12 protein-coding genes are annotated in these 16,163 nt (G+C 71.8%); 4 read left to right on the forward strand and 8 right to left on the reverse strand.

The features are described 5' to 3' along the window. The first annotated feature begins 42 nt into the window (after window positions 1-42). Complete coding sequence (locus ACETWP_RS05125; RefSeq protein WP_373971140.1) at window positions 43-1,458, forward strand: sugar transferase; 1,416 nt, start codon at window positions 43-45, stop codon at window positions 1,456-1,458. Here the strand turns inward: ACETWP_RS05125 and ACETWP_RS05130 are convergent. The 3 genes from ACETWP_RS05130 to ACETWP_RS05140 form a co-directional block, all read right to left on the reverse strand. Next, window positions 1,455-2,990: an NAD(P)H-hydrate dehydratase gene (locus tag ACETWP_RS05130; RefSeq protein ID WP_373971141.1), complete on the reverse strand. Its 1,536-nt coding sequence runs from the start codon at window positions 2,988-2,990 to the stop codon at window positions 1,455-1,457. The genes ACETWP_RS05125 and ACETWP_RS05130 overlap by 4 nt on opposite strands. 2 nt (window positions 2,991-2,992) lie before the next feature. Then, window positions 2,993-3,343 (reverse strand): holo-ACP synthase, encoded by a 351-nt coding sequence (locus ACETWP_RS05135; protein WP_373971142.1) that lies wholly within the window; start codon window positions 3,341-3,343, stop codon window positions 2,993-2,995. Between the two features lie 90 nt (window positions 3,344-3,433). Then, the gene (locus ACETWP_RS05140) at window positions 3,434-4,858 is read right to left on the reverse strand and encodes a right-handed parallel beta-helix repeat-containing protein (protein ID WP_373971143.1); all 1,425 of its coding nucleotides are present in this window, start codon (window positions 4,856-4,858) and stop codon (window positions 3,434-3,436) included. Between the two features lie 210 nt (window positions 4,859-5,068). Between ACETWP_RS05140 and ACETWP_RS05145 the strand changes: the two genes are divergently transcribed. Next, the gene (locus ACETWP_RS05145; RefSeq protein WP_373971144.1) at window positions 5,069-5,644 is read left to right on the forward strand and encodes a mycothiol transferase; all 576 of its coding nucleotides are present in this window, start codon (window positions 5,069-5,071) and stop codon (window positions 5,642-5,644) included. Window positions 5,645-5,683: 39 nt separating this feature from the next. Here the strand turns inward: ACETWP_RS05145 and ACETWP_RS05150 are convergent, their stop codons facing one another. From ACETWP_RS05150 to ACETWP_RS05170, 5 genes are all read right to left on the reverse strand, one after another. After that, complete coding sequence (locus tag ACETWP_RS05150; RefSeq protein ID WP_373971145.1) at window positions 5,684-7,126, reverse strand: amidase; 1,443 nt, start codon at window positions 7,124-7,126, stop codon at window positions 5,684-5,686. Continuing rightward, window positions 7,126-8,400, reverse strand: coding sequence for a M20 family metallo-hydrolase (locus ACETWP_RS05155; RefSeq protein WP_373971146.1), 1,275 nt, complete (start codon window positions 8,398-8,400; stop codon window positions 7,126-7,128). The genes ACETWP_RS05150 and ACETWP_RS05155 overlap by 1 nt, the downstream gene beginning before the upstream one ends. An 80-nt stretch (window positions 8,401-8,480) precedes the next feature. Further along, window positions 8,481-9,830 carry an MFS transporter gene (locus ACETWP_RS05160; RefSeq protein WP_373971147.1) on the reverse strand — a complete coding sequence of 450 codons (1,350 nt, stop codon included), beginning with the start codon at window positions 9,828-9,830 and terminating at the stop codon, window positions 8,481-8,483. Between the two features lie 343 nt (window positions 9,831-10,173). Continuing rightward, entirely contained in the window at window positions 10,174-11,091 is a 918-nt protein-coding gene (locus tag ACETWP_RS05165; protein WP_373971148.1) for a LysR family transcriptional regulator, read from the reverse strand. A gap of 16 nt (window positions 11,092-11,107) precedes the next feature. After that, complete coding sequence (locus ACETWP_RS05170; RefSeq protein ID WP_373971321.1) at window positions 11,108-12,823, reverse strand: PucR family transcriptional regulator ligand-binding domain-containing protein; 1,716 nt, start codon at window positions 12,821-12,823, stop codon at window positions 11,108-11,110. A gap of 125 nt (window positions 12,824-12,948) precedes the next feature. Here ACETWP_RS05170 and ACETWP_RS05175 point away from each other — a divergent pair, with 125 nt between their 5' ends. Together ACETWP_RS05175 and ACETWP_RS05180 are read left to right on the forward strand one after the other, a co-directional pair. Further along, window positions 12,949-14,514, forward strand: a complete 1,566-nt coding sequence (locus tag ACETWP_RS05175; protein ID WP_373971149.1) for a CoA-acylating methylmalonate-semialdehyde dehydrogenase — start codon at window positions 12,949-12,951, stop codon at window positions 14,512-14,514. Between the two features lie 64 nt (window positions 14,515-14,578). After that, complete coding sequence (locus tag ACETWP_RS05180) at window positions 14,579-16,012, forward strand: aspartate aminotransferase family protein (RefSeq protein WP_373971150.1); 1,434 nt, start codon at window positions 14,579-14,581, stop codon at window positions 16,010-16,012. Window positions 16,013-16,163 lie beyond the last annotated feature (151 nt).

The following is a 16,163-nucleotide window of genomic DNA, read 5'->3' on the forward strand; positions in this document are numbered from 1 at the left end:
GGGGGAACACGGTTGAGTCCGAATCGCTATCATTGGCGCGTCTTGCTGCCCAACCGTCTAGCGCTGCTCGATGCCGCGTGCATTAGTGTTGCCATTGGCGCGGCGCAACTTCTGAGATTTGGGTTTCAAAGCGACGACGTCATCGTCACACAACGTGTGCAGCCCAACTACTGGGTTGTGAGCGTCGCGATAGCCGTGCTGTGGTGGCTCTTCCTCACTGCTTGGAACAGTCGAGAAATCCGAATCTTGGGTGCTGGCACCGAAGAATACAAGCGTGTCACTGCCGCCTCCCTGTACCTATTCGGTGGCATAGCCATCTTGTCTTACGCGGCTGATGTAGACACGGCACGGGGTTACGTAGGCCTGGCTCTTCCCCTCGGCCTCGCCCTGATTTTAATTGGCCGTTGGCTGTTCCGTCGCAGGTTGGCAGCCGGGCGCCGCCAGGGAAAGTTCACTCGCCGCATCGTCATCTTGGGCGGCCCTGGTGCCGTGGAACACCTGTGCCGCGGTCTGATGTCGGCGCCGGAGGCGGGCTACGTTCCGGTCGCCGCGGTGATGCCCGGGTTCCGCATGGAGGCTCCCAACGGTCAAGAACTGCCCGTTCCAGTTCTCAGTGTGTCCACGAACCTCGAGGGCATCCTCGGAGCCATTGAACAGGGCGATGCGGACGCCATCGCCATCTCCAGCGGATCCGCGCTCAAGCCCCGGCTCATCCGGGAACTGGGTTGGGAACTTCAAGCCCGCGGTATCAGCATGATCATGGCGCCCGCGCTGACCGACGTCGCCGGGCCCCGCATCCACACGCAACCCGTGGCCGGCCTGCCGATGATCCACGTGACGACGCCAAAACTCGAGGGCACGAAGGGTGTCGCCAAGCGCACCTTCGACATCCTGTCCTCCGGGCTGGCCATGTTGCTGCTGTCTCCACTGCTGATTGCCGTCGCGATCGCCGTCAAGCTCGATTCCCCCGGCCCCGCGTTCTTCCACCAGGACCGCGTGGGTAAGGACGGCGCGCCGTTCAAGATGCACAAGTTCCGCTCGATGGTCGTCGACGCCGAAGCTCGTTTGGAGGCGCTCCGCGCGCAGAGCGAGGGCAACGGCGTCCTGTTTAAGCTGAAGAACGATCCGCGCATCACCCGCCTGGGTGCGTTCATCCGCCGGTTCAGCATCGACGAGCTGCCGCAGCTCTGGAACGTGTTCGTCGGCGAGATGAGCATGGTGGGACCCCGTCCCCCGCTGCCCGGCGAGGTCGCCACCTACGAGGACTACGTGCACCGTCGCCTGATGGTGCAGCCGGGCATCACCGGGCTGTGGCAGGTCAGTGGCCGGTCCGACCTCTCGTGGGACGACAGCGTGCGTCTGGATCTCTACTACGTGGAGAACTGGTCGATGATGCAGGACTTCGTCATCCTCTTCCGCACGGCCAAGGCCGTGGTCGGCAAGGACGGCGCCTACTAGTTTCCTACGGTGTCCACCGCGGCGGACACCCGCTCGGCCAAGGCCCGCGCGCTCTGGGGCGTGGCAGCGGACCCGATCGTGTGGACCGTTAGCCCGTGCACCGCGGCCGCGGTCGCCGCGACCTGGACTAAGGAACGGGTGTCCCCGAGCTGGTTGCCCGTGGCCAGGAACTTTCCGATGATGCCCGTGAGCACGTCGCCGCTGCCAGCGGTCGCCAGCTCCGGGCCGCCCGCGTTGCAGACCACCGTGTAACCGTCCGGCGCCGCGCACACCGTCGCCGGGCCCTTGAGCAGCACCACCGACGAATAGGTGGACGCCGCTCGGCGCGCCCACCTCACCGGATCCGCGGCGATGTCCCCCGCCTCCACGTCCAGGCCTGCCCGGGTCAGCAGGTCCTGCAACTCCCCCGCGTGTGGCGTCAGGACGATGTTTCCGCGGCCGTCTGACGGTTCAAAACGGCGCAGCGCGCTCGCGTCCACCACGCAGGGCAGGCCCGAGGCGATGGCCCGCTTGGCGGCGGCCAACTGTCCGGCGTCGTCCCCGATCCCCGGCCCCACGGCCCAGGCCTGCACGCGGACGTCCGTGTCCTCGGCGGGCACGGCCTCCGGCACGGCGTGCGCCAGGAGCTCCGCCGCGCGGCCGAGGGCCACGGTGCGCAGCATGCCCAGCCCGGCGTTGACGGCCGCCGTGGCGCTCAGGACCGCCGCCCCCGGGTACCGGTCGCACCCGGCGACCAGCCCCAGCACGCCGCGGGAGTACTTGTGCGCGTCGCGCGCCGGGCGCGGCAGGAGCCGGGCCACGTCCGACCGCTCTATGACGTAGAGGTCGGGGTCCCCGAGGTGCGGTCCCAGCCCGATGTCGACGACCTCGACCCGCCCCGCGAGCAGGTGGCCCCGGCCGACGGCCAGGCCGGTCTTGAGCGCGCCGAACGTGACAGTCAGGTCCGCCTCAAGAGCTGAGTCAGCGGCGTTGCCGGTGTCGGCGTCCACGCCGGAGGGCAGATCGCAGGCGACGACCAGCGCGCCGTTCGGCAGCAGCGGCAGCTCGATCCCGCCGCGGGCGCCGGTGCCGAGCACCGCGTCGATGACGACGTCCGCGCCCGCCAGTGCGGCGACCGCGGCGCGCCAGCGCGGGGACCCGTCATCCGTTCCACCGTCGTCGGTGTCTTCGTCCTCCCGAGGCTGCGCCCCGGCGTTGTTCCCGGGACGTCCGTCCACGACGCGGCCGCCGGCCCGGCGGAACGCGGCGAGGCCGGCGTCGTGCGCCTTCTCCCCGAGCAGGACGGCGGTGCAGGCAACGCCGCGCCTAGTCAGGAACGCCATTGCGAAGAGCGCGTCTCCCCCGTTGTTCCCGGTGCCAACCAGCGCGGCGGCCCGCGTGCCGTAGACCCGGCCGCGCTCGCGCCGCAGGAGTTCCGCGGTGTGCCGGGCGAGCCCGTGGGCGGCGCGGCGCATCAGCCCGGGCCCCGCCCCGGCGTCGAGCAGCGGCTGCTCGGCGGCCCGGACCTGCGCGCCGGTGTAGGCGGGGATCACGGCTAGCGCTCCGCGACGACCATGGCCGTGGCCAGGTCGCCGTCGTGGCTCAGGGACAGGTGCCAAAACAGCACGCCCTTCTTCGTCGCGGCCTCGGCCACGGTCCCGTCGACCATCACGTGCGGGTCCCCGGCGGCGTCGACCACCACCTGGCAGTGCTGCCAGTTCATGCCCACCGGCGCGCCGAGGGCCTTCGCGACGGCCTCCTTGGCGGCGAACCGCGCCGCGAGCGAGCGGATGTTCAGTTCGCGCTCGGCCGGGACGAAGAGGCGCTCGCGCAGGGCGGGCGTGCGCTCGAGCTGCTGCCTGAAACGGGAGACTTGGACAACGTCCACACCAATGCCGACGATCATGGTTGCGAGTCTATCCGCAGGCGTTGGCGGGCCGAGTTCGCCGGTGGCGCCGGTCCGGGGCGCCCCTTCCCCGGCGGAGGGGCGGACGTGCTATACCCTCCGGAACGCCGTCCCCACCTCCGCGCCGGTGACCCGCACGTACGCCTTGGCCGTTTCTAGCGTGTGGGGTCCCTGGTGGACGATCTTCTGGCCCCTGCGCAGCGAAATGGTGTTGTGGTGGCTGGAGAACCCCGCGGGGGCAGTCTTGTCGTGGATGTACGCGTAGTTGCTGTAGGCCCGGCCGAAGACGTTGCCGGTGACCTCGACGTCGGTCGGGAGGTCCATCCGATACAGGAGTAGGTGCGTCCCCTTTCCCGCGCGGTCCGGCCTGACGGCCTGTCCCCAGGAATAGCCGGCGTTCCTGCAGGTATTCCCCGTGAAGGAGCAGTTGACGAACCCGGTCCCCTTCTTGCGTGGACCGATGGACCAGAGCTCGAACGACATGTTGCACCGGTCGGACACATTGCGCGTGATGTGGACGTTGCGCCATCCGGACCTGCCGCCGACCGCTTCCCCCTGCAGGGTGAAGGCGACGTCGTAGACATCCTTCACCACGTTCCGTTCCGCCCTGACGTTCGCCGAGCCGATCCAGATCTCCACGCCATTGCCGTATCTGGTGTCCGGCCGCAGCCTGGCCCCGCCGATTTCGCGGATCGTGTTTCCCCTGATCAGGACGTTGTTCATGGAGACGACGGCGATGCCGTGGGCTCCGTGCCCCACGATGTCCAGGTTTGTCACGACCGTGTTGGACGTCGGCGTGATGCCCGTCTGCTTGACGCAGACGCGGACGCCGGCGCCCGGCGACGTGGCCTTCCTGACGTAGACGAATCCGCCGCCGCTGTAGAAATCCCACTCGTTGGCCACGGCCCCGATTGTCCAGCGTTTCCGCCCCTTGATCGACCGCCCCACCTTGAGGAAGGCGACGTCGGTGCTGGCGGATCCGGTGTTCCCCCCGAAGTGCCCGGATCCGGGGCGCAGGTCCAGCTTCCAGATGCCGGAGGCGTGGCGTCGCCACTTGTCGCGGCTCACCTTGTACCCGGAGACCACGGGCTTGGCGCCCGCTCCGTACGCGCCGAGGGTGAAGACCCCCGCCGAGCCCCGGAGTGCGGGGAATGCGAGCGACCCGAAGAAGGTGTCTCCGCGACGGAGGAGGGCCCGGTCAGTCCGTCGCAGTGCCCCGGAACGCAGCGCCGATTCGACGCGTCCCAACGTGGCCCAGGGTCGGGCGCGCGTACCGCTCCATGTGTCGGAACCCAGCGAAGAGGAGACGAAGACCGTCCGGGGCTTCCGGGCGGCGGCCTGCGATTCGTTCCGGAGGACGGTGTCCCCGAGGGCGCTGCCTGCGGCCAACACGGAAGCGATGCCTCCCGCAATGAGCGTGCGGCGGGACACGGGCGGCGAGGTCCCCCCTGCCCCGCCGGAGCCGTAGGGGCCTCCGTTCGATCCGGAGGCTTGTCTGCCTTGGTCCACGGTCATGGCGATCCCTACATCTGGTCCGTCCAGCTATCCCTATATATCGCCCCCAACGATCGTGGTTTTCCCCCGGAAACCGGTTGAGCCGAACCTTAGAACAGGCCCGCACCGAGCGCCAGAGAAGATGGTGGATTTCTCTTCGCCCACGCCGGATGCCGGCCGGCACGTCTTCCGGTCTTCTGCGGCGTATCGCGTGGCGGCTAGCATCTGGTCATGGATGCGGAACTGGTGCGGGACGTTTTGATCGACGGGTTCGAGCGGGTGCGGGAGGACCTGCACGCGGTGCTGGCGGGCGCGTCGCCCGCAACGGTCCTCCACCGCCCCGCCGCGGGGGCCAACTCGATCGGCTGGCTGGCGTGGCACCTCACCCGGATCCAGGACGACCACCTCGCCGGTCTGGCCGCGGTGCTCGGCGGCGAGGAGCCGCCGTCGGACTGGGGGCACGAGCGCCGCGGCCAGCTGTGGCTCGACGCCGGCTGGCGGGAGCGGTTCGCGCTGCCGTACCCCGACGAGGACACGGGCTACGGGCATGGCGCGGACGACGTCGCGCGGTTCGGCGTCGGCGACCCGGCCCTGTTGGACGGGTACCACGCCGCCGTGCACGAACGGACGCTGGAGGTGCTGCGCTCGCTGGATGCCGACGGCTACCGGACGGTCGTGGACCTGCGGTTCGGCCCGCCCGTGACGGCGGCCGTCCGGCTGGTCAGCGTGCTTAACGACACCGCGCAGCACGTGGGGCAGGCGGCCTATGTGAAGGGGCTCGGTCTCGACAGGCTCGACCTACTTTGAGGACAGCTCGACCACCGGGTCTCGACAAGCTCGACCTACCTAAACGGCGAGCTTCCCGCTGAAGGACGGGCGGTGGTGGGCCCAGGGAAGCAGGGCCTCGATGGCCGCGCCGATCCGGAAGACCGACGCCTCGGCGAACGGGTGCCCGACCACCTGGACGCCCGTCGGCACGCCGTCGGCCGCGAAGCCGCTGGGCACCGCGAGCACCGGGCACCGGTTGGCCACGTTGAATGGGCTGGTCAGGTGGGCCTCCCAGTAGTGCTCCAGGTGGCGGCCGCCGACGTCGATCCCGTCCAGGTAGTCCCCCGCCGCGTCCAGCGACGAGACGCCCGACGTCGGGCACAGCAGCGCGTCGAAGCCGGACATCGCGGCGGCGAGCTCCGCCTGGATCCGCGCGTCCATCGCCAGGCCCTCCGCCAGCGTGTTCCGCGCCGCGGCGGCCGCGGCGTCGGCGATGAACCGGGTGGTGTAGGCGGCCAGCGGGGCGTCCCCGCCGGCGATCTCCGCCGCCATGGCCGGGCCCAGAATGTGGCCGAAGTGCGTGAAGATGGTTTCCCGGACCCGGTCCGTGGTCCACGGCAGCGACACCTCGACGACGTCGGCGCCGGCGTCGCGCAGGGCCGCGGCCACGGCGCGGGTGTTGGCCTCCACCGCCGGGTCCACCGGGAAGTCGCTGAGCGTCACGCTCAGCGCGATCCGCATCCCGGCGACGGGCGCGTGGGCCAGCGGGATCGGTTCCCCGGCCGGGACCGTGTTGTGGTCCACGGCGTCGGGCCCGGACATGACGTTGGCCAGCAGCGCGGTGTCGGCGACGGTGCGCGCCATCGGCCCGTCCCCGCGGTACCAGTCCGCGGACAGCGGCGGGGCGCCGGGCACCCGGCCGTAGGGCGCCTTGTAGCCGACCGTGCCGGTGAAGCCGGCGGGGATGCGGGTGGAGCCGGCGATGTCGCTGGCGGTGGCCAGCGGCGCGAGGCCCGCGGCCAGCGCGGCGCCCGCGCCGCCCGAGGAGCCGCCCGGCGAACGGTCCAGGTTCCAGGGGTTGCGGGTCACGCCCCACATCGGACTGTGCGTGACGGTGGCGCAGCTGAACTCGGGGGACGCGGTCCTCGCGTGCACGATCCCGCCCGCGGCCCGGATGCGCGCGACCACGGGGTGGTCGGCGGCGGCGGTCCGTCCGCGGTGGGAGCCCAGGCCCTGCTCGATCGTCCGGCCGGCGAGCGCGTGCTTCTCCTTCGTCGCCACCGGCAGTCCCAACAGCGCGGGCGGGGCGCCGGCGTCGTCCGCGGGCCGCGCGTAGCGCGCCTCGGCCAGCCGGGCGGCGGCGAGCGCATCGTCGAAGAGGGTCTCGGTGAGCGCGTTGACCTCGCCGTTGACCTCCGCGGTCCGGGCGATCACCGCGTTCATGAGCTCCACGGGCGAGAGCTCGCGGGCCCGGAAGAGGCGCAGCGCGGTCGCGGCGTCGAGGTAGTGGAGCTCCCCCACTACGCGCCGGCCCCGCTCGCGGCCGCGGCGGGCTCGCGGTCCCCGGCGAGCGCGCCGCGGACCATCTCCCACGCGACGCCGGCCAGCGCGTCGACGCCGGCCACCATGTCCTCGTCGGTGGTGAACTCGCGCTCGCAGTGGGAGACGCCGTCCACGGACGGGATGAACATCATGACGGTGGGCACGATCCGGTTCAGGGCCACCGAGTCGTGGCCGGCCATGGTGCGGATGCGGCGCGCGCCCAGGCCGAGGTCCGCGGCGACCTTCTCCGCGAGCTCGAGGCCGTCCTCCGGGTAGCGCTGGATGCCGCGGACGTCGAAGTCCTTCACGTTGATGCGGATGTCGTGCTCCACCGCGAGGGCGGCGATCTGCTCCAGGAGCGTGGCGCGGGCCGCCGCGACGGTCTCCGGGCTGGCCGAGCGCAGGTCCGCGACCAGGTGCACGCGGCGGGGGACCACGATCGGGGAGTTGGGCTCCAGGGTCAGCTGCCCCACGGAGGAGACCAGTGCCTCCTCCTCGAAGTCCTTCGTGACGTCGTGGACCATGAGCACGACTTTCGACGCCGCGACCAGCGCGTCGTGCCGGTCCGCCATGGCGGTGGCGCCGGTGTGCGACTGCTCGCCGAGCACCTCGATGTCCAGCTTCTGCGTGTGCCAGGAGTAGTCGACGGCGCCGATCGTGTAGCCCTCGCGCTCCAGGATCCGGCCCTGCTCGATGTGGATCTCCGCGTAGCCGGCGACCTCGGGGCGCTCGTCCGCGCCGAGGTAGCCGATGCCCTCCAGCGCCTCGCGGACGCTGGTGCCCTGGAGGTCGCGGACCGCGAGCATGCGGTCCTGGTCCATCAGCCCGGCGAAGACGGAGCTGCCCATGATCGAGGGGGCGAACCGGCCGCCCTCCTCGTTGAACCAGTTGACGACCGCGAGGTTGAACGGCGGCCGGGCGCCCTCCTCCCGGACGCGCTCCGCCACCCGCTCGGCGGCGTGCAGCCCGGCGATCACGCCGTACGCGCCGTCGAACCGGCCGCCGAGGGGCTGCGAGTCCAGGTGCGAGCCGATGAGGATGTACGGCGCGCCGGGGGTGAACTCGACGAGCGCGAACATGTTGCCGATCCCGTCCACCCGGGTCTCCCAGTTCCGCTGCCGGGCGAAGGCTGCGAACCAGTCGCGGCTGATCTTGTCCTCGGCGGTGGCGGCCTGGCGGTCGACGCCGTTGTTGTCGGTGGCCCCGAAGGTGGCGACGTAGTGGAAGTCGGTCAGGAAGGCTTGGGCGTTCACGGTGGTGCTCCTAGTGCGGGGGGTGCGTGCGGGAGGGTGCGGTTGGCCGCGGGTCCCCGGGGACCCGCGGCCGTCCGCGGCTAGTGCAGGTTGCCGCGGGTCTCGGGGACCTTGGTCAGCGTCAGCAGCAGCAGGACGATCACGGCGGCCACGGCCAGGTAGATGCCCGGGGCGATGCTGTTGCCGGTGGCGCCGATCAGCGCCGTGCCGATGAACGGCGCGGTGCCGCCGAACAGGGCGTAGGCCAGGTTGTAGCTCACGGCCGCGGAGGTGAAGCGGGTCCGCGTCGTGAAGATCTCGACGAAGAAGGTGTAGCAGCCGCCGCCGTAGATGCAGAGCGGGACCACGAACAGCAGCTGGCCGAGGATCGCCAGCATCAGCGAGCCGCTGGTGACCAGCATGAAGCACGGGACCGCGAAGACGGCGATGGCCGCGGCTCCGGCGATCAGCATGGGCTTGCGGCCCACCTTGTCGCCGATGATGCCGCCGATCGGCAGCAGGATCGCGTAGAACAGCAGCGCCGCGGCGTTGGCCATGAGCGACTGCTCGCGGGTCAGGTTGCCGCTGGTCTGCACGAACGGGACGAAGTAGCCGACCAGGAAGTAGAAGCCCATGGCGGTCAGGCCCATGACGAACACGACCTGCACCATGCGCAGGCGGTTCTCGCGGAAGGCCTCGCGGACCGGGCTGTACTCCTTGGTCTGCTCGGCGGCGGCGACCTGCTTGAACGCCTGCGACTCCTCGGTGCGGGAGCGGATCCAGAGGCCGAACACGGCCAGCGGCAGGGCCAGCAGGAACGGCACGCGCCAGCCCCAGCTCATGAACGCCTCGTCGCTCATCGACTGGCTCAGCACCAGGATCAGCGTGCCGGCGACCACGGAGGGCAGCGCGGTGGCGGCGAGCGTGATGTTCAGCCAGAAGCCGCGGCGGTCCACGGGGGCGTGCTCGAACACGAACGCCGGGGCGCCGACGGACTCGCCGCCAGCGGAGAAGCCCTGCATCAGGCGGCAGGTGACCAGGAGGACCGGGGCGAGCGCGCCGACCGTGGCGTACGTCGGGAGCAGGCCGATGGCCGCGGTGGCGACGCCGATGGTCAGCAGCGTGACGTACAGGACCTTGCGGCGCCCGATCTTGTCGCCGAGGGCGCCGAAGAACAGACCGCCGAGCGGGCGGATGAAGAACGCGACGCCGAACGTCGCGAAGACGGAGAGCAGGGCGACGACGGGGCTCTGGCTCGGGAAGAAGAGTTGGGAGAGCACGACGGCGGAGAGGCCGTAGAGCGAGAAGTCGTAGAACTCGATGAACTGCCCGACGCTGCCGCCGGCGAGGACGCGCTTCTGCAGGCCGGTGGACTTGCGTCCGGTGTTGAATTCGACGGCGGTCTCGGTGCCCGGGCCCGGAACGGGGGCTGGCTGCTGTGTGGTGGTCATGGCATCAACCGTAGGGAGGCGCGGTTACCGGGGACGCCCGCGGTGTTTCGGGACGGTGAATGCGTCGGTGCGTTGTTGTTTCGCGTTCCGGCCCGGGGGCCTGGGGTGCGCGAAACACCGTGGAAACGGTGGTCCTGCTCGGGCATCGTGGTCTCCTGGTGGGGTGGTGGCCCTTCCCGGGACGGGATCCGCGCCGTTGCGGCGTCCGCGCGGCGCGTGGAGGCGCCGGGTCCGGGAAGGGAGGTCTTCTGTCGTTCCAGTCTGCGTGACCGCCGTCACAGGTGTCTAATTGATTCTTTCGCTGTTTCGCATCGAGGAAATCGATGTGTGCACGACGTCCGCCTCAGTCGCGGGTGGCCCCGTAGAGCCGGAGGCACACCTCCTCGAAGGCGAGGGCGCGGCGGGTGGGGCGGACGCCGTCGGGCCGGACCAGGACCACGGCGATCGACGGCAGGTCGTCGGCGAGGGTGAGCGGGACGATCCGGTCCCCGACGTAGGTCAGCTGGTGGTGGATGCGCTGGTTGAGCACGGAGTAGCCGTGCCCCTTCCCGACGAACGCCCGCACGGTCTCGTACCCCGTGGCCCGGTGGCGGATCCGCGGCTCGATCCCGGCCAGGCGGAACAGGTGCAGGAAGTACTCGCGAGTGTGCGGCAGGTCCAGCAGGATCAGCGGCTCGGCGGCCAGCTCGGCCAGCCACACCTCGCGGTCCGCGGCGGCGGCCAGCGGGTGACCGGCGTGGACGATCACGTGCGGCGGGACGCGCTCGACGACGTGCGTGGTGAACCCCGCCTCCAGCCCGATGTCGTACATCAGCGCGACGTCGCAGCGCCCCTCGGCGAGGGCCCGCTGGACGAACTGCTGGTCGCCCTCGAGGAAGGAGACGTGCACCTTTGGATGGCTGCGCTCGAACGCGGAGAGGATCACCGGGGCGCGGAACGGCGCCAGCGGGGCGAACAGGCCCACGCGCAGCTCGCCGTCGAGCGCGTCCGCCTCCCCCGCGACCAGCGCGTTGATCCGGTCGGCCTCCTCGAGGAACGGGCCGAGCTCGCGGGCCAGCCGCCGGCCGGCGTCGGTCAGGCGCAGCCCGCGCCGCGGCATCCGCACGAACAGGGACGCGCCCACCTCGCCCTCGAGCTGCGCGATCGCGGAGGACAGCGTGGACTGGGTGACGTTCAGGCGCACCGCGGCCTCGGTCATGTTCTGCGTCTCGGCGACGGCGGCGAAGTAGCGGAGCTGGACGAGCGTGAAGGGCTTGGTCACTCCCCCATTGTGCCCGTCACCGCGCGCCGAGCCGCCACACGAGGACGGCGACGTGCAGGGAGGCGCGGGACTCGGCGTCGTCCAGGGGCACGCCGAGCCGGCGCTCCAGCCGGTCCAGGCGGGCGTAGAGCGCCGGGCGGCTGACCAGCTCGCCGCGCGCCAGCGCCGCCTTGTTGCCGCCGGCGGCCAGGAACCGCTCGAGCAGGCCCAGCTCGACCGGGGCCAGTCCGGCGAGCTCGGAGTCGGCGAACGCCCGCACGCGCGGGTCCTCCCGCAGGACGGCGAGCAGCCCGCGCAGCCGCACGTCGGCGGAGCGGTGGTACGGGCGGCGGGCGCGCTCGGCGGCGGGCAGCGAGGCGGCACCCTGCGCGACGTGCCCGGCCTCGTCGAGCCCGAGGGCCGCGTCCAGCAGCGAGGCCTGGGCGCGGCCCACGCCCACGGTCCACCAGGGCGCCGATCCGGATGTCGCAGTTCCGGGCGCGGTTCCGGACGTCGGAGTTCCGGGCGCGGTTCCGGACTGCCCCGTGCCGGACTGCGTGCTGCCTCCGTCGAGGGCGGTCCGCGCCAGGCCGGCGCAGACGCGGGCCAGCAGCGGGTCCTCGAGCTGCCGGGCCGGCAGGGCCAGCAGCAAACCGACCTGGTCCGAGTGCAGCCGGGCGACCAGCGCCGAGGCCCGCGCGGCGGACACCACCCGGGCGAGCGCGTCCATGACCAGCCGCCCGCGGCGCTGCGCGTCGAGCGGGCCTCCGCGTCCGGCGTCGAGGGCCAGCACCACCGGGACGTACGCGACCCCGGCGTCGAACCCCATGGCCGCGGCGCGGTCCAGCGCCTGCTCCTCGGTCAGCGTCCCGGGCTGGCGCAGCTCGTTGACCAGCACGGCCTCGGCCTGGCGGGCCACCTCGCGCTGGTCCCGCTCGGCCATGTGGTGGATGGCCAGGGCCTGCGCGGCGCGCTGGAGGACCATGGCCGCGGCGTCGTCGTCCGGCGGGGTCCCGGGGGCGGCGAGGCGGCCCCAGTCCTGGCCGGCCCCCGCGACCGGCGCGGTCAGCGTGTCCTCCGCGGCGGTCCCGGCGCGGCGGCGCGCCCAGTCTGCGGCCAGCGCACCGGAGCCCTCCCCCGCGCGCGGCCCCTCCCCGGCGTGCGGCCCTGCCCCCGCGTGCAGCCCTGTCCCCGCGTGCAGCACCGTGCCATCCGGGGACTCGAACAGCACGGTCCGCCCGGCCAGCCCGGCCGCGGCGGCGACGATCTCCTGGGCCCCGGCGTTCTCCACGCTGAGCGCGGTGAAGGCCTCGTGCACCCGGCGCGAGGCCTCCAGCTGGCGCACCTGGTCCGCGACGATCATGCGGTGGACGGTCTCGGTGACGCCGACGAACCTGATCCGGCGGCGCAGGAGCACCACGGGCAGGCCGGCCGCGTCCGCGACGCCGCGCAGCAGCGCCGCCGTCGCCGGCCGGTCCCCGAGGATCTCGAAGGCGATGCCCGCCGCCCCGGCCTCGCGGAAGCCGCGCAGGTGCGCGGCCACCGCGTCCGCGCCCAGCGGGGCGCCGCCGTCGAACGCCTGACCGGTGCTGAGGACGAACTCCCCGCCCTGCAGGAGGACAGACGCGCCGGCCTGCTCGGAGACGTGGACCCAGCGCACAGGGGCGTCGAGGCCCTCGGCCCCGGCGAGGAGCTCGGGGTCCGCGGCCCGGAGCTCGGGGAGGGCGAGGAGGGTGCGGACGCTGAGGTGCATTGACACAGTGTAATCATTCGGGATGGATTTCCGACAGGTTGCCCGTTGTGCGGCTGGGGACCCGGGGGCAGGATGGGTGCAGGGCCCCACGGCCGAAACCCTCCCCCGACCCATCAGGAGTGACGATGACCATCACCCAGCAGTCCGCCCGCCCCGAGTCCGCCTCCGGCGAGCCCACCATCCTCCACTGGATCGGCGGCGAGTCCACCGCGGCCGGCTCCGAGCGCACCGCGCCCGTCACCAACCCGGCCACCGGAGAGGTCTCCGGCCGCGTGGCGCTGGCCCGCACCCAGGACGTGGACGCCGCCGTCGCCGCCGCGGCCGCCGCCTTCCCGGCCTGGCGCGACACCTCGCTGGCCCGCCGCGCGCAGGTCCTCTTCTCCTTCCGCGAGCTGCTGAACTCCCGCAAGCACGAGCTCGCGGCCATCATCACGGCCGAGCACGGCAAGGTCCTCGACGACGCGCTCGGCGAGGTCACCCGCGGCCAGGAGGTCGTCGAGTTCGCCTGCGGCATGCCGCACCTGCTCAAGGGCGGCTTCAGCGAGGGCGCGTCCACCAAGGTCGACGTGCACTCCATGCGCCAGCCGCTGGGCCCGGTGGCCATCATCTCCCCCTTCAACTTCCCGGCCATGGTGCCCATGTGGTTCTTCCCGCTGGCGATCGCGGCCGGCAACACCGTCGTCGTCAAGCCCAGCGAGAAGGTCCCCACCGCCACCGTGTGGATGGCCGAGCTGTGGAAGGAAGCCGGACTGCCGGACGGCGTCTTCAACGTCGTGAACGGCGACAAGGAGGCCGTCGACGCACTGCTGGACAACCCGTCCATCAAGGCCGTCTCCTTCGTCGGCTCCACCCCGATCGCCCAGTACGTCTACTCCCGCGGCACCGCCAACGGCAAGCGCGTGCAGGCCCTCGGCGGCGCCAAGAACCACATGGTGGTGCTGCCCGACGCCGACCTGGACCTCGCCGCCGACGCCGCGGTCAACGCCGGCTTCGGCTCCGCGGGCGAGCGCTGCATGGCCGTCTCCGCGCTGGTCGCCGTGGGCGACATCGCCGACGAGCTGGTCTCCAAGATCGCCGACCGCACCCGCTCCCTGCGCACCGGCGACGGCCTGCGCGGCTGCGATATGGGCCCGTTGGTCACCGCGGCGCACCGCGACCGCGTGGCCGGCTACATCGACGCCGGCGAGGCCGCCGGGGCCACGGTGGTCCTCGACGGCCGCGTGAACACCTCGGCGACCGACCAGTTCGACGCCGAGTCCACCCCCGAGGGCCCGTCGGGCTTCTTCCTCGGCCCCACGCTGTTCGACCACGTCACCACGGAGATGCCGATCTACACGGACGAGATCTTCGGCCCGGTGCTCTCGGTCCTGCGCGTGGACGCGTACGACGACGCCGTGCAGCTGGTCAACGACAGCCCGTACGGCAACGGCACCGCGATCTTCACGAACGACGGCGGCGCCGCCCGGCGCTACCAGAACGAGATCCAGGTGGGCATGGTCGGCATCAACGTGCCCGTGCCGGTGCCCATGGCGTACTACTCCTTCGGCGGCTGGAAGAACTCGCTCTTCGGCGACACCCACGCCCACGGCACCGAGGGCGTGCACTTCTTCACCCGCGGCAAGGTCGTCACCACGCGCTGGCAGGACCCCAGCCACGGCGGCCTGAACCTGGGCTTCCCGCAGAACGACTAGCCGTCGCACCGCCACCACGCCCACCGACACCGCGACCACCGACACCGCGCCCCGAAGGAGCACCATGACCGAGACACTGACCTCCACCACCGGCACCGCCGGCAACCCCGGGCCCTCGGGCGCCTCCGGGGCGGGTGCCGGCACCGCGCCCACCGAGGCGGAGCTGGCCGCCGGGCGCCGCGCCCACGAGCTGGACCGCGCGCACGTGTTCCACTCCTGGTCCGCCCAGGACAAGATCAACCCGATGACCGTGGTCAAGGCGGAGGGCACGCGCCTCTGGGACGGCGAGGGCCGGCGCCTGCTGGACTTCTCCTCGCAGCTGGTGAACACGAACATCGGCCACCAGCACCCGAAGGTCGTCGCGGCGATCCAGGAGCAGGCCGGGAAGCTGTGCACGATCGCGCCGCAGCACGCGAACGACGCCCGCTCCGAGGCCGCGCGGCTGATCGCCGGGCTGACCCCCGGGGACCTGGACCACGTGTTCTTCACCAACGGCGGGGCGGACGCCGTCGAGCACGCGATCCGCATGGCGCGCCTGCACACCGGGCGCAAGAAGGTGCTCTCGGCGTACCGCAGCTACCACGGCGGCACGCACCTGGCCATCAACGCGACCGGCGACCCGCGGCGCATCCCCAACGACTACGGCGATTCCGGCGTCGTGCACTTCTTCGCGCCGTTCCTCTACCGCTCGTACTTCCACGCGGCCACGGAGGCCGAGGAGACGGAGCGGGCGCTGCGCCACCTCGAGGACGTCATCCAGCTGGAGGGCGCGGCCAACATCGCGGCACTGCTCCTCGAGTCGGTGCCGGGCACGGCCGGCATCATGGTCCCGCCCGCCGGGTACATGGCCGGGGTGCGGGAGCTGACCCGCAAGTACGGGATCATGTACATCGCCGACGAGGTCATGGCCGGCTTCGGGCGCACGGGCAAGTGGTTCGCCGTCGACCACTGGGACGTGGTCCCGGACCTGCTGGCCTTCGCGAAGGGCGTGAACTCGGGCTACGTGCCGCTCGGAGGCGTGGCGATCTCCGGCGCGGTGTTCGACACCTTCCGCGAGCGCGCGTACCCGGGCGGGCTGACGTACTCGGGGCACCCGCTGGCGTGCGCGGCGGCGGTGGCGACGATCAACGCCATGGCCGACGAGGGCATGATCGAGAACGCCGCCGATCTCGGCGAGCGCGTGGTCCGGCCCGCGCTCGAGGATTTCGCGGCCCGGCATCCGTCCGTCGGCGAGGTCCGCGGCGTCGGGATGTTCTGGGCGATCGAGCTGGTCAAGGACCGCGGGACGCGCGAGCCGCTGGCCCCGTACGGGTCGTCCAGCCAGGCGATGGACGCCGTCGTCGCGTTCTGCAAGGAGAACGGACTGCTGCCGTTCGCGAACTTCAACCGCCTGCACGTGGTGCCGGCGCTGAACATCAGCGAGGAGGACCTGCGCGAGGGCCTGGCGATCCTGGACCGGGCGCTGGACGTGGCGGACGGCTTCGTCGACGCACCCTGAGTAGGTCGAGCTCGTCGAGACCCGACGAGTTGGTCGAGCCTGTCGAGACCCGACGAGTTGGTCGAGCCTGTCGAGACCCCGCGGGGGTTTCGGCAGGCTCGACCTTTTCCCGCCGGTCGAGCATGTCTAGTTGGTCGAGCTTGTCGAGACA

Origin of the sequence: Arthrobacter halodurans, assembly GCF_041877255.1 — a bacterium.
Classification (GTDB): domain Bacteria; phylum Actinomycetota; class Actinomycetes; order Actinomycetales; family Micrococcaceae; genus Arthrobacter_N; species Arthrobacter_N halodurans.